Here is a 25,377-nt window from a genome sequence, read left to right as displayed (position 1 = left end):
ATCTGTCACTTTCCATCGGGGCGGTGGGGCGTGGAGAGTGTGTCGCCTCCCACCCACTCGGTCCTACGAGGGAGATCCACCATGCCGTCTTCCGACACCAACGGCACCAGCGGCGAGGAGTTCACCGCAGGCGTGCTGCACGGAGCAGTGCGCGAGCACGCCGGAGCGGTGCTGAGCGAGCACGGGGTGCTGCGGCTCGCCAGGCTGGGCGGGCGCGACGACGTGCTCATCGCGGCTGGCCGGCTGATGTCCTCGCTGTGGAAGCACCGGGATGCCGACCCGGACTCTCTGACCGTCATCCGCGACACCGGCCGCCACGACGGTCGGCCGGGCTTCGCCGGCCTGGGGCGCGGCACCCTGCCCCTGCACACCGAGTGCGCGCAGCACCCGGATCCGCCCCGTCTGCTCCTGCTGGCGTGCGCACGCGCCGGCGACACCGGCGGCGAGAGCCTGCTGGTGGACGGCCAGGCCGTCCTCGCCGAGCTGGCCGCCCACCACCCTGCCGCCATCGAGGCGCTCTCCGCGGAGCGAGCCGCCTACTTCGGCGGATCGGGCGGCCACTTCGCCCCGGTCCTCCAGCAGCTGCCCGCCAGCCGCTGGCGGCTGCGCCTGCGTCAGGACGGCCTCGCCCGGTTCTCGCCCGAAGCGGACGCGCACCTGCCCGCTCTTCGCAAGGCCATCGACCGCAACACCCGCCGGCTGCGGCTGGCCCCCGGGCAGGGTGTCGTGCTGGACAACCATCGTCTGCTGCACGGCCGCACCGCGTTCTCGGGCGAGCGGCTGATACTGCGCGCTCTGGGCGATCCGCACTCCGCGCTCGGCCTCGGCCCGGGCTTCCCCGCGCCGTGGTCCACGGCTCGCCCCACCGCCCTGCACGAGGTGACCCGCCGCGCGGGCGATCTCGATGAACAGCTGCTCACCGCACGCAGTTGACCGTCGGCGCGCGGCACTGCCGCCTCACCGTCTCCTGGTGACGCGGGGCGCGTCCCGCGCCCCGGCTCCAGGTCTCACAAGGAAAACCCTCAAGGAGGAGCCGCCATGGCTCAGAAGATCACGGCCGAGACCAAGGCCACCACGCCCGCCGCCGTCGGCGAGGAGTTCGACCTCGACGTCCGCACCGTCGAGACCACCGACGCGGCCAGCCTGCAGACCCTGACCGACGACGGCTGCGGCAGCACCTGCGGCGCCTGCACCACCGGCCTGCACTGACCCGACCGGCCGGTGCCCCGGGGACGACCTCCCGGGGCACCGGCCGCCACCACCGTCCCGTTCCGTCTCCGACTGCGAGGTCCGCGGCCATGCGCCCTCCTGCTTCCACGGCTCCCTACCGCTCCGCCGGCGTGGCGCTGGTGCGCGCCGTCGCCCACCCCGACCTGCAGGTTCCCGCCTGGCCCGACCTTGACGGCGACGCACCCGCGGCGACGGGCCAGCGAGCGCGATGGCTGCGCGCGGTGTGGGCGGACAGGCGGCTCGCCCAGGCCCTCGGCGTGGCCAGCCCGGTCCTTGCCCGTCGCGTCGCCCAGCTGACCGCCACCCCCTCGCCCGCGCCGCGAGACGTGCGGCGCGCTGTACTCTCCACCGCCCGCTACCTGGTTCGTGCTGCCGGCCGCCCCACCCCGTTCGGGCATTTCGCCGGCGTGCAGGCGGCGTCGTTCGGACCGTCCTGCGACCTGCGCTGGGGCGAGGGGCATCACGTTGTCACCCGCACCTCGGCGGCCCGGATCGCCCGGGCGATCGAGCAGCTGGAGCGCTGCCCCTCCGTGCTGGCCCGTCTGGACGTGACGGCGAACACCACCGTCCAGGTGCGCGGCGACCGTCTCGTCGTCTCCCACCGCCCGCTCGCCCGGCCCGGCGGCGGCACGTCTGCGGCCGAGACGACTCTGCGCCACACCCGCCCCGTCGCGTTCGCCCTCGCCGCCGCGCGCCGGCCGCTCCGGTTCCGCGGCCTTGCCGACAAGGTCCATGCCGAGTTCCCCACCGCGAACGCCGAACAGGTCACCGGCATCCTGTCCGAGCTCGTCGCCCAGCAGGTGCTCATCACGAACCTTCATGCCCCGGCGACCGAGCCCGACCCGCTCGGGCACATCCTGGCGTCCCTGGAGAACGCCGGCGCCGACGAAGTCGCCGTAGCGGCCGAGCCCCTGGCAGACCTACGCGCCACCAGTGCCTCCGGGCACGGCTTGCTCGTGTCGGCCGTGGACCTGCGGCTGGACGCCGACCTCGTCCTCCCTCAGACGGTGGCCGACGAGGCCGCGCGCGCCGCCCAGCTGCTCGCCCGGCTCAGCGCCGCTCCCAACGGCACGGCAGCGTGGCGGGCGTACCACCAGAAGTTCTACGAGCGCTACGGCCGCGGCGCGCTGGTGCCGCTGCTCGATGTGGTGGCGGACAACGGGATCGGCTGGCCCGACGGCTACCCCGGCGCCCGGCCCGCCGAGAAGCCGCGCTTCGACGAACGCGACGAACTGCTCGCCGCCCTCGCCCAGCGGGCCGCTCTCGACGGGGCGCGCGAGGTCGTCCTCGACGAGGCGCTGCTGGCCTCCCTCCATCTGGGCCCGGACGAGCCGCGCCTGCCTCCGCACCTGGAGATCGTCGCCCGCGTCCACGCCCTCAGCCAGGAGGCGCTCGACCGGGGCGACTTCCGGCTGGAGGTGGTCTCGGTGTCCCGGGCCGCCGGCGTCTCGGTCGGCCGTTTCCTCCACCTCCTCGAACCCGGGCACCGGACGGCGTTCACCGACCTGCTGACGAACCTGCCGACGATGGACGAGCACGCCGTCACCGCGCAGCTCTCGTTCCCTCCGCTGGACGCGGCTACCGGGCACGTCGCCCGGAGCCTGCCGACGGGCCAGCTGGTGATCAGCCTCGCCGAGCACCGCCCCGCTGGCGATAGCGTCCTCGGCCCCGAGGACCTGGCGGTGGGCTGCGACGGTCGGCGCATGTACCTGGCCGCGCCGGCGCTCGGCGTGCGGGTCGAGGCCGCCGCCACCCACGCCCTCAACCTGCGCACCCACACCCCGCCGCTCGCCCGGCTGATCACCGAGCTGTCCCGCGCCCAGACCGCGCAGGTCACCCGCTTCGACTGGGGTTCCCTCCGCACACTGCCGTTCCGGCCCCGGCTACGGCACCGGCGAGTCATCCTCTCCCCGGCCGCCTGGCGGCTCACCGCCGCCGAGCTCCCCGCAGGCAACGCTCCGCAGCAGCAGTGGGACGAGGCCCTCACGTCGTGGATGAAGCGGCGCCGGGCACCGCGGCGCGTGCTGCTGGCCGCCGACAGCCAGGGCCTGCCGCTCGACCTTGACCACCCCGGCCACCGGGCCCTGCTGCGCGACCACCTGCGCTCCGCCCCGCACGCGGTCCTCGTCGAGGAGCCCCATCCGGCCGACCTCGGTTGGGCTGGCGGCCGGGCCCACGAGATCGTTGTTCCCGCCACCGCCACCCGCTCTCCGGCCTGGCCGCGCCTGCCCAAGCCCACCCCGGCCCGGATCCTGCCGCGGGGCCACGGCGACGCCCCGGGCACCTCCCGGGTGCTCCTCGCCTCCCTCTACGTCGACCTGGAGCGCCAGGACACCGTCCTCACCCGGCACCTGCCCGACCTCCTGGACCGGCTCGGCAACCCGAAGTGGTGGTTCGTGCGCTTCCGCGACCCGCGCCAGCACCTGCGGCTGCGCATCGCCCTGCCCTCCCCAGCCGCCTTCGGCCCCGCCACCACCGCGATCAGCACCTGGACCGCCGAACTCCACCAGGCCGGACTGCTGTCCGAGGTCGTGTACCCCACCTCGTACACCGAGACCGGACGGTGGGGAGAAGGCCCGGCCTGGGCCGCGGCGGAGGAGGTCTTCCGCGCCGACTCCGCCGCCGTCCTCGCCCAGCTGTCCCAGCCCGCGCTGCCCGGCCGGCAGGCACTGCTCGCCGCCCACGCGCTCGCCACTGCGGCAGGGTTCACCGGCTCCACCACCGCCGGACTGCGCTGGCTCGTCGACAACGTCCCCGCCCAAGCCCCGGCCACGGTGCCCAGACCCGTCTTCCGCGAGGCCGTGCGCCTCGCGGACCCGGCCCGCAACTGGGCCGCGCTACGCGCCGAGCCCGGGGGTTCCGCCATCGCCGACGCCTGGGCTCGGCGCCACCAGGCCCTCGACGCCTACCGCCGGCACTTCCCCGGCCCCCACACCCAGGGCGTGCAGGCGGACGACGTCCTCGGCTCCCTCCTGCACTGCAGCTTCGTCCGCGCACACCGCATCGACTTCGACGACGAGGCCCAGGTCCTCTACCTGGCCCGCGCAGCCGCCCTCGCCCACCTCTCCCGGGACGGTGACCGATGACCACCCCGCACCCCGCTCTTCGGTTGTCCGACCGGATCGCCGAACTCCTCGCCGACCCGGCCGACGCGCCGGAGGCGTGGACGTCCCGTCCGCAGTGGCGCCAGTCCCTCGCCCACGGCGCGCCCGGCATCGCCCTGCTCCACATCGAACGCGCCGCCACCGGCCGGGGCCCGTGGGAGCCGGTACGCGCCTGGCTGTCGGTCGCGGCCGACGTCCCGGTGACGAGCGGAGCGGACAGCTACCTGTACTACGGCGCTCCGGCGCTCGCGCACGCCCTCGCCTGCGCCGCCCAGGCCCGCCTCGGCTCCCACCAACGCGCCCTCGACCACCTCGACCAGGCCGTGACCGCCGACGCGGTGCGCCGCTGCGACGAGGCCACCGCCCGGATCGACCACGGCGACCTGCCGGTACTCGCCGAGTTCGACACCATCCGCGGACTTGCTGGCCTCGGCGCCGTACTCCTGTGCCTGGCCCCCGACGGCGACGCGATCCGCCGGGTCCTGGGCTACCTCGTCCGCCTCACCGAGGACGTCAAGCACAACGGTGAGCTGTTGCCCGGCTGGTGGACCGCGAGCGGACCGTCCGGGAAGCCGGACGAGCGTTTCCCTGGCGGGCACGCCAACACCGGCGTGGCGCACGGCATCGCCGGTCCCCTCGCCCTGCTCGCCCTCGCGCTGCGGCACGGCGTAGAGGTCAACGGACAACGCGAGGCCATCGGCACGATCCTGGCCTGGCTGGAGCGCTGGCGAGACCATCACACCTGGCCGTACTGGGTCACACCCGCACACCTGACCGGCCCCACCCGCAGGCCAATGCCGCCGCAGCGGCCGAGCTGGTGCTACGGCACCGCCGGCGTCACGCGCGCCCAGCAACTCGCCGCCCTCGCCATCGACGACCCCCGCCTGCGCCACGACGCCGAGACCGCCCTCGCCACCGCGTTGGTCGACCCGAAGGCGCTCGCCGCGACCACCGACCTGTCGGCCTGCCACGGCTACGCCGGGCTCGCCCACATCGCCCACCGCGCCGCCACCGACGCCTCCCCGCGCGACGCCGCCCGGCTCCGCTCGGCCGCCGACCTGCTCCTGGACACCATCCACCCGCCGCACACCGACCCCGACGAACAGGCCCGCCGCCTCCTCACTACGGCAGGACCCGCGTTCCTGGAAGGCGCGGCCGGCACCGCCCTCACCCTGCTCGCCCCCGCCATCGGCACCACTCCCGCGACCCGCTGGGATGCCTGCCTCCTGATCGCCTGACCGAGGACCGATCCGATGACCACCGACTGGATCCAGCACACCATCACCCCCGCCCACCGGGAAACACCCGAGCGCCTCGCCGCCGAACGCCTCGCCCCCGTCCTCAACGCCGCCCAGGACTCCGGCGCGCTGGACGGCTGGTGGTACATGCGCAAGGAGGGCCTGCGGCTGCGCTACCGCGCCGCCGCGCCCGAGCCCGCCGTCACCGCGCTGCTGGACACGCTCGTCGAGGGGGGACTCGTCGAGGGCTGGGCCACCGTGATCTACGAACCGGAGACCGAGGCATTCGGTGGCCCCGAAGCCATGGAGGTCGCCCACCGACTCTTCCACGCCGACAGCCGGCACCTGCTGGCACGGGCAGCCGAGCCCGGCCCGCCCGCGCTCGGCCGGGCCGAGACCGTCGCCGTCCTCGTCTCCGCCATGCTCCGCGCCGCCGGACTCGACTGGTACGAACAGGGCGACGTCTGGGCGAAGTTCGCCATGCTCCGCGACGCCCCCGCCCCCGTGCCGCCCGAGCGGGCGGCCACCCTGACCGCCGCCATGCAGCACCTGATGCACCTCGACACCTGGGCACTCACCCGCGACACCACCCCGCTCGCCCACCACGGCGGCTGGGTCCACGCCTTCCAGCAGGCCGGGCAGGACCTCGCCCGCCTCGCCCGCGACGGCGTTCTCACCCGCGGGCTGCGCTCCGTCCTCGCGCACCACCTTCTCTTCCACGCCAACCGCTCCGGCCTGCCGGTCGACCATCAAGCCGCCATGGCCGCACGGGCGTTGGACGCCGTCTTCCACTCCGACGAGGGCCCCGCGCCCTCGGCTTCCACCATCCACGCCACCACTAAGGTCGCCCACATGACTACCCTCGGCAACGAAACCGATTCCGCCACCCCGGCCGCCGAGCAGCTGCGCGCCGCCCTCACCGACCGACTCCTCGACCAGGGCGCCATCCGCACCGCCACGGTCGAGGCCGCCTTCCGCGCCGTGCCCCGCGAGCCCTTCCTGCCCGGCTTCCCGCTGGAGGTCGCCTACGCGGACAACCCCATCTACACGAAGACCGACGGCTCCGGAGCCCAGATCAGCGCCGCCTCCCAGCCCGCGATCGTCGCCATGATGCTCGGACAGCTCGGCGCCCAGCCCGGCGAGAAGATCTTCGAGGCCGGGGCCGGTACCGGTGTCAACGCCGCCTACATGGCCACCATCGTCGGTCCCAGCGGGCACGTGGTCGCCGTGGACGTAGACGAAGACCTCGTCGACGGCGCCCGCAAGCACCTCTCGGACTCCGGCATCACCAACGTCGACGTGGTTCTCGGCGACGGCGCGCTCGGGTACCCCGACGGCGCCCCGTACGACCGCGTCATCGCCACGGTGAGCACCAGCGAGATGCCCACCGCCTGGCTTCAGCAGGTCAAGCCCACCGGGCGTATCGTCCTGCCACTGCGCCTGCGCGGCACCGCCAGCCGGGTCATCGCCTTCGAGCGCCACGGCGACTCCTGGGCGTCCGTCAACGACCGGCTCGCCGTCTTCATGCCACTGCGCGGCAGCATGGACGACGCCCGCCGCACCGTCACCCTCACCGGCGAGGGCGACGTCACCCTCCAGGTCCACAAGGACCAGGACGAGGCGGTCAACGCCGAACTCCTGGCTGGCGTCCTCGACGGCGAGCGCTACGACGCCTGGAGCGGCGTGACCATCCCGGCCGGCACCACCTACGAGTACCAGGACCTGTGGCTGGCCCTCCGGCTCCCGACCTCCCTCATGCGGATGAGCGTGACCGGCAACGCCCGCGACCGCGGCGTGCACCCCATGTTCGGCTGGGGCGCTATGGCCACCATCCACGCCGACTCCCTCGCCTACCTCACCCTGCGCCCCGGCGAGCCCGATGCCGACGGCCGTAAGACGTACGAGACCGGCGCCATCGGCCACGGCCCCGCCGGCGAACTGCTCGCCGACCTCGTCGCCGAGGAGATCCGTACCTGGAACGCCGGCTTCCGAGGCCGGACCCTGCGCTTCGAACTCCCCGACAACCCTGCCACTGCGGACCCGGGCGCTGGCCGCTTCGTCCTGGACCGCCCCAACCACCCGATCACCGTCATCTGGGAGTGACCCACGTGCACCCGACCGGATCGACCGCCCAGCGCTTCCCGCTGGTCGCACGCCACCGGCCCGCGTGCCTGCCCCTGAACTCCCGTGTCGGCCGGCTCTGCGAGCTGGCCGACACTGCCGCCCGGCAGGCCGACCCGGGCCTCGCGTCCACCGTCTTCAACCAGGCGGCCCTCCTCGCCTCCGACCTCGCCCTGACCGACTACGCCCGCGAGCTGTGCCACCGCCACGCCGCCCTCTACCTCACCCGCGGCCCGCTCCCCGCGATGAGCGCCATCCGCGGCCTCGAACCCGTCGTCAACATCGCCCGCCTCCACATCCGCGCCGGCTACCCCCAGCACGGCTACCGCCTCCTCCGCGACCTCTACCGCGCCGTCATCAACGACACCGAGACCTCCCTCGACGGCATCGCCGTCCCCGCCCACCTCACAGAGACCGACGAGCAGCGCGGCGAGGTCCGCCAGTGGCTGTGGCGCGTCGTCCTCGCCGACGGCACCCGCGCCCTCACCTCCGCCGGCCGCTGGAACAGGGCCCTGCGCCACATCAAGGAGCATCGCGGCATCGGCCGGCGCATCCTCGACGGCCGCCAGGTCGCCGTCCTCGCCCGCGCCACCGCCGACGACCTTCCCGGCGCCCTCGCCCTGCTGGCCGCCACCGAGCCGGGCGAGGCGTGGGAGGACGCCGTCACCGCGGTGCTCACCGCGCTGTGCTACCCCGGCGACCAGCGTGCCGCCGAGGCCGCGATCGACCACTGCCTCGCCTTCGAACCGGACGAGGGCCTGGCCGTGTTCACCACCCGCCTCGCCCTGAACGCGCTCGACGCCGCCGGCCCGGACACGCCCGCCGCCCGAAACCTGATCGAGCAGCTGTCCAGCCGAACGGGTGAAATGGGCGACGGCTACGCGCTGCGCGACCTCCTCGGCCACCCGGGCGTCCGCGACCACCTCGAACCCGGCCGAACGGCCGAGCTCGAACAGGCTCTCGCCGCCTGCGCGCTGGGCTCCGCCACCCTCCCCGAGCCCGTCCGCGGCCAGCTGGAGGACGCCCTCGCCCGCGCCCGGGAGGTGCTCGAAACCTCCCCGTTCGACCCGGGCTCGCCCGGAGGTAATCCGCTTGAACGCCACACTCGAACAGCACCATCATCGGAGGCCGCCAACCTCTAGGCCGTTCCTTAACTCAGTTCCACAGAAAGCAACTTGGGTGCCGGAGCGCCCTGGCTCAGTGCACTTGCCCGCCCGCGCGCCGGCTGTGTCCGCAGGAGCCACGGCGAAGACCAGCGCCGGCTGGCGGGCTGTGTCCGCCCGAGAGACCGAGGAGTCAACCGGTGATCGACTTCGACGTGCTGACCGACCTCGCCTTCCGCGAGGGCGCCGATCGGATCGGCGTCGGTGTGGTGGTCCGCGACACTTCCGGCCGGATTCTGATGATCCGCCGGGCCGCACACGACGTCCTGCCCGGCCTGTGGGAGTACCCGGGCGGTGGTCGGGAGGACGGCGAACCCGTCCCGGCGGGTGCGGCACGGGAGCTGGCCGAGGAGACCGGGCTCACCGGCCTGACGCTGGAGTACGCACGGCACCTGGACTTCACCAACCAGCGCGGCTTGCAGGTGAGGCAGTTCGTCTTCACCGCCGTCGTGCCGGAAGGCACCCCGGTCGTCCTCTCCGGCGACCACGACGACCATCAGTGGGCTCCCTCCGACCGGCTGCCCACGACCAGCGACGGTCAGCGCGCGGTGATCGAGTGGCTGACCGGCCGCCTGGCGATCCCCGGCTGGCGGCCGGTCGGCGGCTACCTGACCACCATCGCCCGACCCAGCGCCTACGGCTCGTTCCTCGTCACCGATCCGCACGGCCGCGTGCTGGGGATGCGCTCCACCATCAACCCCGAGGTGTGGAACTTCCCCGGCGGCAACGTCGAGCACGGTGAAAGCCCCTTCACCACTGCCTTGCGCGAGGCCGAGGAGGAACTGGGTCTCGACCTCGCTGCGGAGAACCCGGAGATCATCGCCCGACGGCGCCTGGTCGCCGTGATCCACACGCAGGCCGACGCCGACTACCCGGTCCCGGTCGCCGGCTACGTGTTCGACGGCGGCACGCTGACCGCGGAGCAGCAGGCCCGGATCCGGCTCGATCCGGCCGAGCACACCGAGTTCCGGTTCGAGACGGCCCACGACTGGCGCTCCCGGATGACCTCCGCCCACTACCAGCGGCTCCGGCAGGTGCTGCGCGCCCACCGCTGCGGTGTCCCGCTCTACCTGGAGCGCCCCGCCCCGGATGGCGACGACTTCGAGGGCGTCCTGGTCTTCGTCACCGACCGCGCGGGTCGACTGCTGATGCACCTGCGCGAAGACAGGCCAGGCATGGCCTGGCCCGGCTACTGGACTCCGATCGGCGGCTGGCGCGAGGCCGACGAGAGCGCCCGGGAGAGCGCGGTGCGCGAGGTCCGCGAGGAGGCCGGCGTCGAGATCACCGGGCTGCGGCCCCTCCCCGGCCCGCACCACGACCTCGGCCTCCCGCTCACCCGCGTCCTGCACGCCGTCTGGGACGGCCCCGACAGCGACCTGCGCCTCGGTGACGAGGGCCTGGCCGTACGCATGGTCCCCCTGGCTGAGGTGCTCGACCTAAAGGTCCCGCCGTACATGCAGCACTACCTGCCCCTGCTGACCGACGCGGCCGACCCGCCGTCGAAAACCACCTCTTGAGCCGGCTCCACAAAACCCACCCGCCAACCGCTCCGGCGGGAGCCAGGGAGATCCCCATGACCAGCCGCTACCGCAGCGTCGTCGATGTCTACGTGCTCCTGCGCAGGGCCGACGGCCGTGTACTCCTCATGGAACGCGCCAACACCGGCTACGCGGACGGTCAGCTCTGCCCGCCCAGCGGGCACCTCGAACAAGGAGAGTCCGTGATCGCCGGCGCGATCCGCGAGGCCGCCGAGGAGGTCGGCGTTGAACTCGGCGAAGCCGCGCTGGCCTTCGCCCACGTCGTCCATCACCGCAGCCCCGAAGGGGAAGGACGCGTCGGCTTCTTCTTCCTCACCGACAGCTGGCGCGGCGAGCCGGTCAACCGCGAGCCCCACAAGTGCGCTCGGCTTCTCTGGGCAGATCCGACGAACCCTCCGGAGAACACCGTCCCCTATACAGCCGCCGCACTCGCGCAGGTCTCCAAACGCCAACCGTTCTCACTCGACGGCTGGACCTCATGACCGTCCCCGCCGTCCCCGCCGACGTCGACCTGCTGCTTCGCCGCACCGCCGGACCGTACGAGGCGCTGGCCACCCGGTCGGTCGACCGGCAGGGCCGCGCGGCGGTGTGGGAGATCCTCGCCGCCGACGGCCGCCGGCTGTTCGCCAAGCGGCACAAGAACACGCTCATGCACCACCGCGAGACCACCGCCTACCGGCACCTCGCACCGGCCCTCGGCCCCGGCCGCGCTCCGACGCTGCTGGCCGAGGACCCGCAGGCGCTGCTCGTCATCACCACCGCCGTGCCGGGCACCCCGGTCATCACCAGCGCGCTCACCGAGGCCGACGAGCTGGAGGTGTACCGGCAGGCCGGGCAGCTCGCGGCCCGCATCCACACCCAGCCCACGGCGGACGCCCCCGTCGGGGAGCGGCTGCCGTGGGTGCGGGAGCGCGAGCGGGCGCTGGCCCGCGCCCGCGAGGCCCGCCTGCCCGAGGCCGACGTCGAGGTGCTGGCCCAGGCCACCCGCACCGAGCCACCGCACGTCTCCCCGGCCTGCTGCCACGGCGACTTCGGTCCACGCAACTGGCTGGTCCGCCACGACGGCGGCACCCTGGTGGTCGGCGTGATCGACTTCGAGCGAACCCAGGTCGAGGAGCCGGTGCGGCGCGACCTGATGCGCGTGATGCTCCAGCTCACCCCGCACCGCCCGGACCTGCGAACGGCGTTCCTCACCGGGTACGGGCGCGCGCTGAGCAGCGCGGAGTGGGCGGCGTGCCGGGCGTGGGCCGCGATCGACTGCCCCGCGGCGCTGCGCTGGGCTCTGGACCACCACGGTGACGAGGAGATCCTCGGCTATGCCCGCACCGTCCTGGAGCTGCTGCGCGCACCGGCGTCGGCCCCGTGAAGTCCCCAAGTCCCCTTTCGTCGAGTGTCCTTGGAGGTAGTGCTGTGGAGAGTCTGCGACAGGCGGTGGCCGTCATCGTCCACGACCGGAGTGGCGGCCGGGTCGCGACGATCAACTACGCGACGAACAGCTGGAACGAGACGCCGGTGTGGACGATCCCCGGCGGCAAGGTCGAGGTCGGCGAACGCCTGGACGAGGCCGCCGCCCGCGAACTGGCGGAGGAGACGGGGCTGGTCGTCGACCCGTGCGACCTGCGGCTGGTCCACACGATCCAGGTCCGCCAGGGCTGGGACGGCAAGGGCCCCTTCCTGCTGTCGGTGTTCCTCGCCACTGCGTGGCAGGGCGAGTTGACGAACACCGAGCCCGGCAAGCACCTCGCCGTGGTGTGGTCGCCCGAGAGTGGGCTGCCGCTGCCGATGTTCCCGTCCTCCCACGCCGCGCTGTCCGCGTACCTGTCCGGTGGCCGCGGGTTCTCCACCCACGGCTGGGCCGAGGGGGCCGATCCCCGCGACCTGGTCCAGGGCTGAGGATGGCCGGCCGCCACCGCCGCCCGCCCGAACCGCAGCTGCCGGCCGACACCGACGCCCGGCTGCGGGCCATCGCCGAGCGGCGGCCCGTCGTGGAGGAAGGCATCGTCACCTTCCCCACCAGCCAGGTCCCGTACGCCTACCGCACCGTGCACCGGCCCGACGGCGGCACCGACCAACACCTCGTCCGCCTCGACCTCCCCGGACAACCACCCGAGTGACCCACCGAACCCTGGAGGCAGCAGCCCACATGACCGGATCCCCCGTACGCCCCGCCGGCCCCGAGGACGCCGACGAGCTGCTGCGCCTGCGCGTCGCGGTGCTCGACGGCGCCCGGCTCACCGACGACTGGCGCACCACCTTCCGCGACGACATGCGTCACCGGCTCGGCACCGACCCGAACCTGCTCGCCTACGTCGTCCCCGCCGACGACGGCACGCTGGCGTCCTGCGCCATCGGCATCGTCTACCGCGGCTATCGGGGCCCCACCCACCCCACCGGCCGGTGGGCCCGGATCCACACCGTGGCCACCGACCCGGTCCACCGACGCCGCGGACACGCCCGCGCCGTCACCACCGCCCTGGTCCAGGCACTCCAGCACAGCGGCTGCGGCTCGATCGAGCTGCGCGCCACCGAAACCGGAGCCCCGCTCTACCGCACCCTCGGATTCGACCCCGTCGACGGCTACATGACGCTCCGCCCCGGCTCGGAAGGCTGGACGCGGTGACCGCCATCGACCTCGACGCCTACAACGAGCGGGCCCGCGGCGGCCCGTGCTTCATCTGCTCGATGCTCGCCGGTGAGCCCGGGTACGAGCACCGGATCGTTCTGGACGACGGCGTCCACGTCGCTTTCCTCGACCGCTACCCCACCCTGCCCGGTAAGCTCCTGGTCGCCCCGCGCGCCCACGTCGAGGACACCATCAGCGGCTTCACCGAGGACCAGTACCTCGCCCTGCAATTGGTCGTGCACCGCGTGGCGACCGCGCTCGCCGCGACCGTCCCGACCGAACGCCTCTACGTGCTGAGCCTGGGCAGCAGGCAGGGCAACGCCCACGTCCACTGGCACATCGCCGCCCTGCCGCCCGGCACCCCGTACGAGCAGCAGCAGTTCCACGCGCTGATGGCCGAGGGCGCGGGCGTCCTGCCCGACGACCCCGGCCGGGCCGAGCGCCTCGCCGCCGACCTGCGCACCCGGCTCGGTCATCCCAGCCGTCACGACCAGCGAGGAGCCTGACCTTGGTCTTCGTCCCGCCCGAGCGGTTCGTCCCCACCCTGCCGCACGGCGTCGCCTACGCCGGCGTGTTCTTCACCGACCGCCACGACCGGCCGCTGCTGCTCACCTCCGTCCACCACCCGGGCGAATACCAGTACCCCGGCGGCCTCCTCGACGACGGCGAGGATCCGTGGACGTGCGCGCTGCGCGAGACCGCCGAGGAGATCGGCTTCGTCCCCGCCGCCCTCGACGACGCCCCCCCGCCTCCTGATGCTCTCCTTCACCCCGCCGGAGCCACCGTGGCCCTGGAAGATCGGCGTGACCTTCGACGGCGGCCGGCTCACCGACGAGGAGATCGAACGCATCACCCCCGACCCCGCCGAGCACAGCGGGCTCGCCGTCCGCACCGTCGAGGAGTGGGAGCGCATCGTCACCCCGCGCCGACTGCGCACGCTCCGCGCCTCGCTCACCGCCCGCCGCACCGGCGTCGCCGAGTACCTCGTCTCAGAACCCCGCCGGCCGGGCGAACCCGGATGACGACCCCGCCCGACCCCGACCGCACTGTGGAGGAGACCGCTTGAAGTCCCGCCCGTCCGAACCCACGCCGTCCGACCACGTCTCCGACAGTGAGCAGTTCCTGTTCGGCGGACGGCTGCTCCCCGACTGGGGGTTCACCTCCCATGAACAGACCATGCTCAGGATCAGCTTCCTCACGGTCGCCCGCCAGATCCCCGGCATGCTCCGCACCGCCCTGTGCCTGGCCTGGCAGGCCGACCGGGTGGCCCTGGTGGCCATCGCCGTCGCCGAAACCGGACGGGCGCTGGCCGCCGCCTTCGGCCTGCTCGCCACCAACCGCGCCCTCGCCTCCCTGTTCGCCTCCGGCAGCACCGACCAACTGCTGCGCGCGGCCCTGCCGGCCGCCCTCGCCATCGGCGGCGCCCCCGCGCTGTCCGCGGTCCTGGGAGCGGTCTCCTCCTGGGCGGGAGGCCGACTGGAGCCCAAGACCGAGCGGGCCGCGACCGTCGCCTACCTGCGCCGCGCGGCCCGCGTGGAGCTGGCCGCGGTGGAGGACCCCGAGTTCAGCAGACTGCTGGAGTCCGCCAGGTACGGCACCGCCGCCGTGCGGCGCCTGATCGGCCAGAGCATCGCCGTCCTCACCGCCCTGCTCGGCATGGTGGCCGCCGGCGGCGTTCTACTCACCCTCGACCCGGTGCTGCTGCCCATGCTGGTGCTCATCGCCGCGCCGAAGGGGTGGGGCGCGGTCCGCTCCGCCCGGCGCCGCTACGGCTCCGTGATGGCCTGGCTCCAGCACCACCGGGCCGCCAGTCTGCTCGCCCAGCTGCTCACCCAGCCTCACTCCGCGCCCGAGGTCCGCGTCCACGCCATCGGCCCGTTCATCCTGGGCCACTACATCGCGATGGCCGAGGCGTCCGAGCAGGAGCAGAACCGCCTCGCCCGCGCCACCGCGACCACCTCCCTGCTCGCCTCCGTCCTCTCCGGGCTGGCCGCCGCCGCGACCTTCGCCGTCCTGGGCTGGCTCGTCCACGACGGGCAGATGGCGCTCGCCGTCGCGGGCACCGCCGTCGTCGGCATCCGCACCGGCGCCGCCGACATCACCTCCCTCGTCGGCACCGTCAACAACCTGTACGAGGAGGCACTGTTCGTCACCGACCTCGACCGCCTCCAGCGCGAGGCCGACCGGCGCGCCATCCCCGCCGGTGGCACCGATCTCCCGCACCGCCCCACGGCCATCACCCTGGAGGGAGTAACCTTCACCTACCCCGGCCGCACGCACCCGGCCCTGTCCGACATCACCCTGCGGATCCCGCGCGGACAGGTCGTCGCCCTGGTCGGCGACAACGGGTCCGGCAAGTCGACGCTCGTCAAGATCCTCACCGGCCTCTACCTGCCCGATGCCGGCCGGATGCTGTGGGACGGCGTCGATGCCGCGACCGCCGACCGAGACCAGCTGTTCGCCTCCTCCGCCGTCCTCGAACAGGGCTTCCAGCAGTGGCCGCTCACCCTGCGGGCCAATGTCCTGATCGGCCGCCCCGAGCACGGCGACGACCCGGCCCTGCTCAAGCGCGCGGCCGACTACACCGACCTGCACCCGATCATCGAGGCCCAGGACAACGGCTGGGACACCCTCGCCGCCCGCGGCTTCAAGGGCGGCGTCCAGCTGTCCGGCGGCCAGTGGCAGCGCGTCGGCATGGCCCGCACCCACCACCGGGCCACCACCACCGGGCCCGGTGGACGCCCCACCCACCTCGTGATCGCCGACGAGCCGACCTCCGCCCTCGACGCCCGCAGCGAGATCGCCGCGTTCACCCGCATCCGTGAACTCGCCGACCAGGGCCTGACCGTCATCCTGATCACCCACCGCCTCGCCGCCACCGCAGGCGCCGATCTCATCTACGTCCTGCGCGAGGGCCGGCTCACCGAACAGGGCACCCACGCGCAACTGATGTCCGACCCGAACAGCGGCTACCGATCCTCCTACCTCCTCCAGGCCCGCCAGTACGCCACCGAGATCCCCGACCAGCGGAACATGACCGCACCCGCCGCCGATCTCGCCTGACCACGCACCCGAAACGGAGCAGCCGATGCCCACCTGGGACGAGATGTGTGCCGCCGCAGGCGAAGTGCGCGACCTGTACGACGAGACCAACCGGCGGAAGCTGGGCCGTACCTGGGGCCTGTCGGACTTCGTCCTGGGTTTCACCGGCGACGTCGGCGACCTCGCGAAGCTGGTCATGGCCCACCAAGGCCACCGTGCCGACGTGGCCGCGAGTGCCGGGGCCATCGGCCACGAGCTGTCCGACTGCCTGTTCTCGCTCATGGTCATCGCCCAGGAGACCGGCGTCGACCTCGCAGACCGGTTCACCACCGACATGGCCGCCCTCACCGCCCGTCTCCGCCCCTCCACCTACCCGCGGCAGCCAGGTGAATCCGCGCCCGGCCGGACCGCCGCAAGCCTTCGACCCGGGTTGCCGTCACCAGCCGCTCGCCCGGCGCCCGCCGAACAAGGAGGACCTGCCATGCCAGCACTGCCGTCCCTGCTCGCCGTGCTCGCGCACCCAGACGACGAGTCGCTCCTCGTCGGCGGCATCCTCGCCCAGCACGCCGCGTCCGGGGCCCGGACCGCGGTCGTCACCGCCACCTGGGCCGAGGACAGCCACCGCGCCGCCGAACTCGCCGAGGCCCTGGAAATCCTGGGCGCCGGCGGACCGCGGATGCTCGGCTACGCCGACGCCCGCGTCCCGCAGTCCGCTCCCGGCCAGCCGCGGCTGTGCGACGCTCCCGTCGACCGCGTGGTCGAGGACGTCGTGCGGCACATCCGCGCGGTCAGGCCCGACATCGTGCTGACCCACGACGCCTACGGGCAACTGACCGGCCACCCGGACCACCGGCAGACCCACCGGGTGACCCTGCTGGCCATCGCCGCCTCCGGACTCGAACACCTCTACCCGGACGCCGGGGAACCCTGGCAACCCGCCGCCGTCCACATGGCCACCCACCCCCACTCGGCGATCGCCGACCTCGGGCCACTCCTGGGCCAGGTCGGCAAGTCCGTGCTGAGCGTCCCGGACAGCCTGGCCAACGTGACATGCGATGTACGCCAGTGGCTGGACCGGAAATGGGCCGCGATCACGGCCCACCGCAGCCAAGTCGAGGGAGAGCGCCCGCTCCCCGGGATCCTGGCCCGCCTGCCCGAGGACGTCAGGCACCGGATCCTCGGAACCGAGCACTACACGTCGCTCACGGCACCGTCCCAGCCCTCCCCGGCTCCGGAGGGGATCGGCCTGACGAACCGACAGGCACCAGGATGCAGCCCCCGATGCCAGTAACCGCCCAACCCGCCCCGACCATGAGGAGCCAGCCGGTGATACGCATCGCCAATCTCAACGCCTACAAGCTGCACCCCCGCGACGTGGGCACGGAGGGGTGGAGCGCCCGGGTCACCGCGATTCGCGAGGTCTCCCCGGACATCCTGTGCCTGCAGGAGGTCCTCGTCGACGATGACGCGCCCGAGGACACCGACGCGGACGGCATCGTCGACGAGACGAAGAGGCTGCGCCGCTGGGACAGCCAGGCCACCACCGTCATCGAACGCCTGGCCCGCGAGTGCGGCCTCACCGCCACGATCGTCCGCTCCGACGGCAGCGCCGGCGCAGTCGCGATGGCCCGCAACGCCCACCGCCCCTGGTACACGGCCGTGCTGTGGCGTCCGGAAACGGTCACCCCGGTGCCCGGCGGATTCCGTGCCTACGGGTCGCCGGGCCTGTTTGTTGCGGCAGTCACCGTGTCCCACGTAAGGCGTGTCGCACTGAATGGCTGCGCAGGTGCAGCCCGAGTCACTACCGTTCGGGTGGGCAAGTGTCCCATTTCGATGCGCAGACGGCCCTTCCGTAGTGATGGGACTCACAGGCCGTCAGGCAAGGTCGGCTCCTGCTAACTGGCCTTGAGGGTGCGGTATCCCCCGTGCTGTGGGGCGGACTCTAGGAACTGGACAGCTTGAGTGGACGATTACCGGGTCGCCAACGGCTGCCGGCGTAGCGGGCGATGGTTTTGGTGAGCTCGGAGTACTGCTGCTCGGAGAGCGGGCCGAGGACGCAGAGCGGGAGTGTGTCGTCCCAGCTGGTGTTAGGACGGTTGCGGTAGAACCAGCCCGCGGGATAGACGCTGTTAGCCTTGGACTTCTGGATCAAGCGGATGCGTAGTCCGGTATAGGTGTACGCCGCCTTTTCTGATGTTATGCGGTCCACAGTGACCGTCTGCATTAGGTCCCAGGTCACCGTGCGGCCGAATGAGCCCGTGGTGACGATGCCCTGCGAGGCGACGGTGAGGGACCATGGAGTTCGGTTCGGGAGCATGCGTCGGTGGTGCCTCTTCGCTCCGCTCACGCTCGCCACGGCGGCGATGCCCACGAGCGTTCCCGCCATGGCGATGATCCACACCACGCCCAGGACCCCCCAGAGGCCGTCCCCCACCCCGTTCTCGCCCTTCGACCCGAAGGGAAAGGCTCCTGCCCCGGCCAGCGCGAAAGAGTCGGCTGCCCAGATCGCGCCAGAAATCACCGCGAGGGGTGTGGACACGGAGGCCTGCCAGATCGGGCGAGCGTAGTCGGTGACCGGCTCCTGGCCGGTCCAGGCGACCTCAAAGGCATCGCCGTGAGCAGGCTCCTGCCTGATAGGCGGCGGAATGAGAGTGCGACGTGGTCCGGCGGTCACGGTTGTCGCGTCAGAGATGCCAGGAGTGCCATTCAGAGAGGACCGGAGTCCGACCAGCCGTTCATGGACCGCCACGGCCGTCTGGGGGCGCCGGTCCGGGTTACGTTCCAGCAGGTCGGACACCAGCTGGGTCACTGCCGGCGGCACGTTCAGGCCGAGCGCGTCGAGCCGCGGAGCCTCCTCAACCAGTTTCCGCTGCGCGATCGCGAGACCATTGTGACCCGTGAAGGGCGCCCGGCCGGCCAACAGGGCGAAGAGAACGCTGCCCAGGGCGTACAGGTCAGAGCGTGCGTCGCCGCGCTCGGTGAGGAACTGCTCAGGCGCGCCGTACTCCGGAGTGCCGGCAGGGGCGAGTTGTGACGAACGGGCAAGGGTGAAGGCACCCTGGATGAATCCGGCGATGCCGAAGTCCACGACCTTGACCCTGCCGTCCGGGGTGATCATCACGTTGTGCGGCTTGATGTCGTAATGGATGACCTGAGCCTGGTGTGCAGCGACCAGGGCCGCACAGATGTCCTGGGCGATCTGAAGCGCGCGCGCCACGGCCATCGGCCCCTCGTCGCGGATGTGTTCAGCGAGATTGGCTCCCTCGACCCGCTCCATGACCAGGAACCACAGATCCTCGTGGAACCCGCGGTCATACAGGGCGACCACGTTCGGATGACCGATCTGCGCGGCGGCCACCGCCTCCCGCTCAAAACGGCGCGGCAGATCCACCTGCACCCCGTCGTCAAGCACCAGTATCTTGACGGCCACATCCCGGTGCAGCACCCGATCCCTGCCGGCCCACACCTCCCCCATACCGCCCCGTCCCAGTCGCTTGATCAGCTCGTACCGCTCCGCGATCAGCTCACCGCGCTCCACGCACCACCTCCGATGACGAAGCCATGCCGACCATCAGCCTATGACCAGGGCGGCCGCCCTCGAGGAGATCCAGAGAACCCCCTGCGATCCGACACCTCCGAGCTGCTCACATGGCCCGAGCCCGGCCAACTACCGTTCGACATGGCCAGGTATCGGTCGTGCCTGGTCGCACGAGGCATCCTCGCCGAACCCGAACCCGGCCTGTTCACTCAGCCCCGCGCCTGACCACCGACCCACCCCGCCGACCAGGGACCCTCACCCAACTCCAAGCCCGAAACGGGCATTACCTCGCTTACCGCACTCTGAGTGGGCGTTTAGGGATGGTTTGCGGTGCTAAGTCGCCTCGATAGCCAACATCTTCGACATGATTCGCACCTTACGTTCACCTTCGCCGCCTTCCGGGCGCCAGCCCGCGTGACCGTTTGATCCGCTTCTCGACGCTGGATCCCGTCTGGTTTAGCAATAGAGGGAAATGTTCCTTCCAGTGCGGAGCTTCCGGACATTTCGCGCCATGCATCTTGGCGACGAATGCGACAAAGCCGATCAAAATACTCGTCGCAAACCATCTCTAAACGCCCACTCATACCTACTCATACTCCCAATCTGCCGCGCGACCGGCTGCAGCGATGGCGGACCCCGCTCGCGGCCGGGCCCGCACGCTCGGTACGGCCACCCTGCTTCAGCACTGCCGGGTGCAGGATCGCCAAAAGCATGCTGGTCCCAGCGGATTGGCCGGCTACGGGGCGTCCCAGAGGGTCACCGATAGCTCGAAGGTGGGGTTGAGCTGCTGGCGCAATCCCACCTTCACCGGTGGTCCGGCCTTGGTGAAGACCAGTTTCGCCACCCGCAGGTCCGTGGTGATGACGCACCAGGTGGTGCCGGGCTTGAGGTCCTTGACCGGCGCGGGCATGGTGACCTGCCGTTCCCGCGCTGCGGCCTGGCAGGCAGCAGCGGTGGTGACCGAGGCGTCGGCGAGGCCGACTTTCACGTTCGAGCTGTAGGGATTCGGCTCAATCGCTCCTGAGCCGCCGTCCAGAGCGATCACACAGCCCTGATAGCTCAGGTCGGCAGTGGCGGTGCTCTGCCGATCGTAGATCTCGCCGGTACCGAAGGCCGGCTGGTCGAGGTCGAGCCAGTGCGCCTGGTCGCAGTCGGACGCCGCCCAGGTGAGCACCTTGTCCTGGTAACGCACGGTGGCTGCGGGCTGCGCGCTGGACGGTGCCGCGCCGGTGGGGGCGGCGGCCGGCGTCGAGCTGCCACTCGGCGCGACGGTGGGTGCGGGCCGCGGGGACGGGTCGGAGCCGGCGTATGCCCCGCCGACCCGCGCCAGGAGCAGGGCTCCGCCGATCACGACCGGGACCAGCAGTAGCGAGCGCTTGCGGCCTGGCTCGCCCGGTGGCGTGCCATAGCCAGTGCCGGCATGGCCGATGGTGGCAGTGGCCGGTCCGAAACCGCCGCCCTGCGGCGGCGGGAAACCCAGTCCTTGCGTCGGCTCGTAGGCCGTCGCACCGCCGACCGCGGTCGGCGTCCACCCCGGCGGCGATCCGGCAGCCTCACCGACAGGCCGCCCAGGCACGGCCCCCACGGTCCGCGCGTCGATCTCCGTGCGGATCAGCTGCGGCAGCCAGTCCACCCCGCGCCGCAACGCTTGCGGTGCCACCGCCGAGCAGGCGGCGATCACCTCAGTCGTCCCCGGCCGCCGCGCGGGGTCCTTCGCCAAGCACCACGCCACGAGGCTTCGCAGCTCGGCCGGACAGCTGGCCAACTCCGGCTCCTCATGCACGATCCGGTACGCCATCGCGGTCTGGTCACCCTCGCCGAACGGGTGCTCACCAGTGGCCGCGTAGTGGGCGAGCAGCCCCAGCGGAAAGACGTCCAGAGCCGGCGTCAGCTCCCGGGCGCCCTTTATCTGCTCCGGCGCGCTGAACGGGTAGGTGCCCAGGAACTGCCCGGTCCCGGTGAGCGAGCTGCGGTGCAGTGCCGCCGCAATGCCGAAGTCCAGCACCCGAGGACCGTCCGCGGTCAGCAGCACGTTCGAGGGCTTCAGGTCCCGGTGGATGATCCCGGCCGCGTGAACGGCATTCAGGCCTTCCGCCACCCCCGCGACCAGCAGCAGCACTGTCTCCAGCGGGAGCGGGCCGTGCCGGCGCACCGCGTCCTCGACCGAGAGGCCGGCCAGGTAGCCGCCGGCCAGCCAGGGCCGCGCGCCGTCGGTCCGGCTGTCCACTACCGGGACGGTGTAGCCGCCCTGGACCAACCGGGCCAGCTGCACCTCCCGCTGGAAGCGCTCCAGGAAGCGCGGGTCGGCCGAGTGCTCCTGGCGAACCACCTTGAGCGCCACCGGCTGGCCGGCCGGCGAGTACGACAGGTAGACGGTCCCCATGCCACCCTCGCCGATCTTGGCATGCAGCCGATAGCCGTCGATCTCGGGGGCGTTCGGGTCCGCCCGGTCCACCGGCGTGAACGGCAGTCCCGACGCCGCCCGGCCGTTCAGCGGCTGCTCATGATGTGCTGGCATCCGCGTAGCCTACGACCTGACCGAGCGTCACCCGACGCCGCCCGCCGTCCTTCCGGGACAGATCGCGTTCCACAGTCCAGACGGGAACCGCCCGTTGCTCGAACACCACGCGCCGGAAGAACAGTTGGGAATGGACTGCGAGGGCCGCAAGCCACCGCCGGGGCGACACCCGACCAGCGCGATGCTGATGCCGACGGCGGCCGCCACGACGGCCACGGCTATGCCAGCGATGACGGTCTTCCTGCGGCGGGACGCGGCCCGCTCCTGGCGTTCGCGCTCGGCGCGCATCCGCTCACGGGCGGACTTCTTGGCCGCCTGGTCGTTCCTCTTGCTCATGATGGTCTCGTCTCCCGTCTCGCGGCCCCGGGTGCGACCGGCACGGTCGTGCGCCAGGGCCCGGACGTCTCCGTGCAGGGTGGGGACACGGGCAGGCGCGCGCAGTGCACGGCGCGGCGGGCCCGGCGGGCTGCGGAAGACGCTGGGTGCTTGTCGGTCCCGGGGCGGCCGTGCTCACACGAGCGCTGCGCGTCGACGGTCCGGTCAGCCGGTCAGCGCCGGGACGGGGGACGGCGGGCCGCGCCGCCGGGTGCCGCGCCGCAGGGCCTCCTGCGGACCGCGGTGCTCCTCGTCGGGAAACGCCCGGGCAGGCCCGGCGGGGCGGGGTTCGGCGGGCAGCAGGATCCGCACCGGCCGCATCGTGCGCGAGGAACACCACGGTCGGCTGGGCGCCGGCGAGCTGCCCCGGCAGGACGGGGACGGGCCCGAGGCCCTGGACCGGCGCACTGCCGCACCGCCGCACAGCAGATCGGGCAGCAGGCCGCCGCCCTGTCCGCGACCGGTTTCACAGGAGGCCTGGCCCGCGTTATAGACGGCGTTCAATGCCAGTTCGAGCGGGACCAGGACGGCAGTGATCTGGCCGAAGCCGCGCTCGTTCCCCGACAGCAGCAGCGCTGTAGGTGCCAAGAACCACGTCCGTGCTGGTCAGTTGACGTACGGGCACTGTCGCAAGGCAGACCGGTCGAGTGACAGCGGAGGTCTCGCTCGGTGATTGCCAGCTGGCTCCGGCTGGCTCCAGGATGGTCCGGTGTTACTGCGACTGCCCTACCTGGCCTTGACAAGTGTGTTCACCTTGATACGGCTCCTGCCCATGAGCGACCGCGACAAGGACACCGAGATCCTCGCGCTACGCCACCAACTGACCGTGCTACAGCGACAGACCGACAAACCGAAGCTCACCTGGCCCGACCGCGCGCTGCTCGCCGCACTCCTGCACCACCTCCCCCGGACACACCTTCGGCAACTCCAGCTGATCGTCTCCCCCGACACGCTCCTGCGCTGGCACCGCGACCTGCTGCGCCGCCGCCACGCCAAGGCCTCCCGCCCCAAACGTCCCGGCCGACCACGCACCCCGCACTCCGTCCGCGCCCTCGTGCTCAGGCTCGCCGACGAGAACCGCACCTGGGGCTACCGGCGCATCCACGGCGAACTCGCAGCCCTCGGCATCAAGGTCGCCGCCTCCACCGTGTGGAACATCCTCAAGGAACACGGCATCGACCCCGCACCCGAACGCGACCACACCACCTGGGCGACCTTCCTCCGCTCCCAAGCCCACGCCATCCTCGCCACCGACTTCTTCGAGACCAGGACACTGACCGGGGCGACCGTGACCGTCCTGGCGGTGATCGAGCACGCCACCCGGCGCGTGCGGGTCCTCGGCGCGACCGCCCACCCCACCGCGGCCTGGATGACCCAGCTCGCCCGGAACATGGTCATGGACCTTCAGGACACAGGCACCAGGGTGAAGTTCCTGATCCGCGACCGGGACGTCCGCTACCCGGCCGCCTTCGACGCCGTCCTGCACGCCGAGGGAATCGAGGTCGTCCAGACCGGCGTCCGGATGCCGCGCATGAACGCCATCATGGAGCGCTGGGTGCGATCCTGCCGAACCGAGCTCCTCGACCGCACCCTCATCTGGAACCAGGCCCACCTACTCCACGCGCTACGCGAGTACGAGCAGTTCTACAACACGCACCGGCCCCACCGCAGCCTCGCCGGCGCCGCGCCCCTCCGCCAACTGGCCGAACCCATCACCGAACCCGACCGGCTCACCCACCTCGACGCCCGCCGACGCGACCGCCTCGGCGGCATCCTGCACGAATACCAACATGCAGCGCGACCAGCACGGACGTGGTTCTTGGCACCTACAGGGTTGTGGCGGCTGCCAGGGTGCTGGGGAACTCGGTGCGGGGCCAGCGGGTATGGTTCGCGTGCAGCGGGGCGAGTCTCATCAGGGTCCGTCCTGGTCGTCTCGATCGGCCCGCCGTCCGGGGCCCGGGGAAGTCAAGCGCCGCCGTCAGGGCAGGGGGTGTCGTCCGGGCTGCGGTGCCGCCGGGTCTGGGTGCACGGGCGCCTGAGGGTCGGGGGTGAAGCGGCCGGTGACGGCCAGCCAGTGCAGGGTGGAGGCCATGAACGTCTCCACCAGATCCACGTAGCGGCGCAGGTCGTGCAGGCGGTCCGCCGGCAGAACTGGCGTCGCACGCAGTGACGCGGCGGTGGCCCCGAAACCCACTCGGCGCTCCTCGATCATGGCGGCTACCCGCTCACGGGCCTCGGCCGTCGAGCAGCCCTCCTCACGAGCGAGCAGCACGACCAGGTTGTCCTGACCGGCCGCCTCGTCGTCCGCCGCCGAGGCCAGATCGTTCGCCCAGCCCGTGACATCCGCCACCGCCCTGCGCAGATCCCGCACCTGGTCGTCCACCCGTGGCTCCTCCACCAGACGGGCGTGACCGACGCACTCCAGCACGTCCAGCATCGGCAGCACGGTGATCGTGCGCCCCCGCAGTTCGCGGTAATCCGCCAACGGCAGCCGAACCCCCCTGCGGCGCAACGCCACCTCCCGCTCACTGGCATCCAGGAACTCGAAGTAGTCGGAAGTGAATCGCTGCCGCCAACGGGCCGCCATACCCGCAGCCGTGCACTCCCACAGCCGCGCCAGCGCCACCGCGTGCGGCGTGCTCGGCACGGCGTCCGAACCGGCAGGCGCCAGCACCTGACGCAGCGACCCGGTGAACTCCTCCAACTCCCCGGGCACCGAGCCCAAACCCCGCCGGTCGATCTGGTCGTCCACCCAGCAGATGAAGGCTGCCCACCGGGCCATCAGTGCCACCTCCGCCGCAGCTCCCTGCGGCAGGGTATGCGCGGCCAGCATCTCCAGGCGCATCGCCACCAGGCGCCGCTCCTCACGGGCATCCGCCACCAACCC

22 protein-coding genes and 2 pseudogenes are annotated in these 25,377 nt (G+C 72.3%); 19 read left to right on the top strand and 5 right to left on the bottom strand.

What is annotated here, in order from left to right:
- Positions 1-81: 81 nt before the first annotated feature.
- The 18 genes and pseudogenes from ACIOJE_RS26175 (at position 82) to ACIOJE_RS26090 (ending at position 17,958) form a co-directional block, all read left to right on the top strand.
- Positions 82-933, top strand: coding sequence for a TauD/TfdA family dioxygenase (locus tag ACIOJE_RS26175; protein ID WP_280683963.1), 852 nt, complete (start codon positions 82-84; stop codon positions 931-933).
- 105 nt (positions 934-1,038) lie between these two features.
- Positions 1,039-1,209, top strand: a complete 171-nt coding sequence (locus tag ACIOJE_RS26170; protein ID WP_280683965.1) for an FxLD family lanthipeptide — start codon at positions 1,039-1,041, stop codon at positions 1,207-1,209.
- Positions 1,210-1,298: 89 nt separating this feature from the next.
- Positions 1,299-4,316: a lantibiotic dehydratase gene (locus ACIOJE_RS26165; RefSeq protein ID WP_400779238.1), complete on the top strand. Its 3,018-nt coding sequence runs from the start codon at positions 1,299-1,301 to the stop codon at positions 4,314-4,316.
- Positions 4,313-5,572, top strand: coding sequence for a lanthionine synthetase C family protein (locus ACIOJE_RS26160; RefSeq protein WP_280683968.1), 1,260 nt, complete (start codon positions 4,313-4,315; stop codon positions 5,570-5,572). The genes ACIOJE_RS26165 and ACIOJE_RS26160 overlap by 4 nt, the downstream gene beginning before the upstream one ends.
- Before the next feature lie 15 nt (positions 5,573-5,587).
- A complete protein-coding gene (gene fxlM / locus ACIOJE_RS26155) occupies positions 5,588-7,675 on the top strand; it encodes a methyltransferase, FxLD system (protein WP_280683970.1) in 2,088 nt (695 codons plus the stop codon).
- Entirely contained in the window at positions 7,672-8,835 is a 1,164-nt protein-coding gene (locus ACIOJE_RS26150) for a hypothetical protein (protein WP_400779235.1), read from the top strand. Before fxlM ends, ACIOJE_RS26150 begins: the two co-directional genes overlap by 4 nt.
- 161 nt (positions 8,836-8,996) lie before the next feature.
- Positions 8,997-10,373, top strand: coding sequence for an NUDIX hydrolase (locus tag ACIOJE_RS26145; protein WP_280683974.1), 1,377 nt, complete (start codon positions 8,997-8,999; stop codon positions 10,371-10,373).
- Between the two features lie 56 nt (positions 10,374-10,429).
- Positions 10,430-10,876, top strand: a complete 447-nt coding sequence (locus ACIOJE_RS26140) for an NUDIX domain-containing protein (protein ID WP_280683976.1) — start codon at positions 10,430-10,432, stop codon at positions 10,874-10,876.
- Positions 10,873-11,760, top strand: a complete 888-nt coding sequence (locus tag ACIOJE_RS26135; RefSeq protein ID WP_280683978.1) for an aminoglycoside phosphotransferase family protein — start codon at positions 10,873-10,875, stop codon at positions 11,758-11,760. Before ACIOJE_RS26140 ends, ACIOJE_RS26135 begins: the two co-directional genes overlap by 4 nt.
- A 44-nt stretch (positions 11,761-11,804) precedes the next feature.
- On the top strand, positions 11,805-12,287 hold the full coding sequence (locus tag ACIOJE_RS26130) for an NUDIX domain-containing protein (protein WP_280683980.1): 483 nt from the start codon (positions 11,805-11,807) through the stop codon (positions 12,285-12,287).
- A gap of 2 nt (positions 12,288-12,289) precedes the next feature.
- A complete protein-coding gene (locus tag ACIOJE_RS26125; RefSeq protein WP_280683982.1) occupies positions 12,290-12,508 on the top strand; it encodes a hypothetical protein in 219 nt (72 codons plus the stop codon).
- A 29-nt stretch (positions 12,509-12,537) separates the two neighbouring features.
- Positions 12,538-13,014 carry a GNAT family N-acetyltransferase gene (locus ACIOJE_RS26120; protein ID WP_280683985.1) on the top strand — a complete coding sequence of 159 codons (477 nt, stop codon included), beginning with the start codon at positions 12,538-12,540 and terminating at the stop codon, positions 13,012-13,014.
- Positions 13,011-13,523: an HIT family protein gene (locus ACIOJE_RS26115; RefSeq protein WP_280683987.1), complete on the top strand. Its 513-nt coding sequence runs from the start codon at positions 13,011-13,013 to the stop codon at positions 13,521-13,523. The genes ACIOJE_RS26120 and ACIOJE_RS26115 overlap by 4 nt, the downstream gene beginning before the upstream one ends.
- A 65-nt stretch (positions 13,524-13,588) precedes the next feature.
- A pseudogene (locus ACIOJE_RS26110) lies at positions 13,589-13,687 on the top strand (NUDIX domain-containing protein); the annotation flags it as partial.
- Between the two features lie 133 nt (positions 13,688-13,820).
- Positions 13,821-14,039, top strand: coding sequence for a hypothetical protein (locus ACIOJE_RS26105; protein WP_400779252.1), 219 nt, complete (start codon positions 13,821-13,823; stop codon positions 14,037-14,039).
- A 40-nt stretch (positions 14,040-14,079) separates the two neighbouring features.
- On the top strand, positions 14,080-16,080 hold the full coding sequence (locus ACIOJE_RS26100) for an ABC transporter ATP-binding protein (protein WP_280683992.1): 2,001 nt from the start codon (positions 14,080-14,082) through the stop codon (positions 16,078-16,080).
- Positions 16,081-16,540: 460 nt separating this feature from the next.
- Positions 16,541-17,350, top strand: coding sequence for a PIG-L family deacetylase (locus ACIOJE_RS26095; RefSeq protein ID WP_280684134.1), 810 nt, complete (start codon positions 16,541-16,543; stop codon positions 17,348-17,350).
- 35 nt (positions 17,351-17,385) lie between these two features.
- On the top strand, positions 17,386-17,958 hold the full coding sequence (locus ACIOJE_RS26090) for a hypothetical protein (RefSeq protein WP_280683994.1): 573 nt from the start codon (positions 17,386-17,388) through the stop codon (positions 17,956-17,958).
- 43 nt (positions 17,959-18,001) lie between these two features.
- Here the strand turns inward: ACIOJE_RS26090 and ACIOJE_RS26085 are convergent, their stop codons facing one another.
- The 4 genes from ACIOJE_RS26085 to ACIOJE_RS26070 all read right to left on the bottom strand — a co-directional run bounded on the left by ACIOJE_RS26085 (position 18,002) and on the right by ACIOJE_RS26070 (position 23,078).
- Entirely contained in the window at positions 18,002-19,597 is a 1,596-nt protein-coding gene (locus tag ACIOJE_RS26085) for a serine/threonine-protein kinase (protein WP_280683996.1), read from the bottom strand.
- A gap of 736 nt (positions 19,598-20,333) precedes the next feature.
- Positions 20,334-22,115 (bottom strand): serine/threonine-protein kinase, encoded by a 1,782-nt coding sequence (locus ACIOJE_RS26080; protein ID WP_280683998.1) that lies wholly within the window; start codon positions 22,113-22,115, stop codon positions 20,334-20,336.
- Between the two features lie 27 nt (positions 22,116-22,142).
- Positions 22,143-22,451, bottom strand: coding sequence for a hypothetical protein (locus ACIOJE_RS26075; protein ID WP_280684000.1), 309 nt, complete (start codon positions 22,449-22,451; stop codon positions 22,143-22,145).
- Positions 22,452-22,655: 204 nt separating this feature from the next.
- Complete coding sequence (locus tag ACIOJE_RS26070; RefSeq protein WP_280684002.1) at positions 22,656-23,078, bottom strand: hypothetical protein; 423 nt, start codon at positions 23,076-23,078, stop codon at positions 22,656-22,658.
- 121 nt (positions 23,079-23,199) lie between these two features.
- On the opposite strand from ACIOJE_RS26070, the pseudogene ACIOJE_RS26065 reads away from it, so the two are divergent.
- Positions 23,200-24,288, top strand: a pseudogene (locus ACIOJE_RS26065) (integrase core domain-containing protein); the annotation flags it as partial.
- Between the two features lie 180 nt (positions 24,289-24,468).
- On the opposite strand, the gene ACIOJE_RS26060 reads toward ACIOJE_RS26065, so the two are convergent.
- A complete protein-coding gene (locus tag ACIOJE_RS26060) occupies positions 24,469-25,335 on the bottom strand; it encodes a terpene synthase family protein (protein ID WP_280684136.1) in 867 nt (288 codons plus the stop codon).
- Between the last annotated feature and the right edge of the window lie 42 nt (positions 25,336-25,377).

This window comes from Kitasatospora sp. NPDC087861 (assembly GCF_044742585.1).
GTDB lineage: Bacteria > Actinomycetota > Actinomycetes > Streptomycetales > Streptomycetaceae > Kitasatospora.
The sequence above is the reverse complement of the archived record's forward strand: the minus strand, read 5'-3'. Positions and strand labels throughout refer to the sequence as shown.

Excerpts from the sequence above, each read along its gene's own strand:
- ACIOJE_RS26175 (WP_280683963.1), top strand. The coding sequence starts at position 82 with ATGCCGTCTTCCGACACCAACGGCACCAGCGGCGAGGAGTTCACCGCA.
- ACIOJE_RS26170 (WP_280683965.1), top strand. The coding sequence starts at position 1,039 with ATGGCTCAGAAGATCACGGCCGAGACCAAGGCCACCACGCCCGCCGCC.
- ACIOJE_RS26165 (WP_400779238.1), top strand. The coding sequence starts at position 1,299 with ATGCGCCCTCCTGCTTCCACGGCTCCCTACCGCTCCGCCGGCGTGGCG.
- ACIOJE_RS26160 (WP_280683968.1), top strand. The coding sequence starts at position 4,313 with ATGACCACCCCGCACCCCGCTCTTCGGTTGTCCGACCGGATCGCCGAA.
- fxlM (WP_280683970.1), top strand. The coding sequence starts at position 5,588 with ATGACCACCGACTGGATCCAGCACACCATCACCCCCGCCCACCGGGAA.
- ACIOJE_RS26140 (WP_280683976.1), top strand. The coding sequence starts at position 10,430 with ATGACCAGCCGCTACCGCAGCGTCGTCGATGTCTACGTGCTCCTGCGC.
- ACIOJE_RS26135 (WP_280683978.1), top strand. The coding sequence starts at position 10,873 with ATGACCGTCCCCGCCGTCCCCGCCGACGTCGACCTGCTGCTTCGCCGC.
- ACIOJE_RS26125 (WP_280683982.1), top strand. The coding sequence starts at position 12,290 with ATGGCCGGCCGCCACCGCCGCCCGCCCGAACCGCAGCTGCCGGCCGAC.
- ACIOJE_RS26120 (WP_280683985.1), top strand. The coding sequence starts at position 12,538 with ATGACCGGATCCCCCGTACGCCCCGCCGGCCCCGAGGACGCCGACGAG.
- ACIOJE_RS26095 (WP_280684134.1), top strand. The coding sequence starts at position 16,541 with ATGCCAGCACTGCCGTCCCTGCTCGCCGTGCTCGCGCACCCAGACGAC.
- ACIOJE_RS26080 (WP_280683998.1), bottom strand. The coding sequence starts at position 22,115 with ATGCCAGCACATCATGAGCAGCCGCTGAACGGCCGGGCGGCGTCGGGA.
- ACIOJE_RS26075 (WP_280684000.1), bottom strand. The coding sequence starts at position 22,451 with ATGAGCAAGAGGAACGACCAGGCGGCCAAGAAGTCCGCCCGTGAGCGG.
- ACIOJE_RS26060 (WP_280684136.1), bottom strand. The coding sequence starts at position 25,335 with ATGCGCCTGGAGATGCTGGCCGCGCATACCCTGCCGCAGGGAGCTGCG.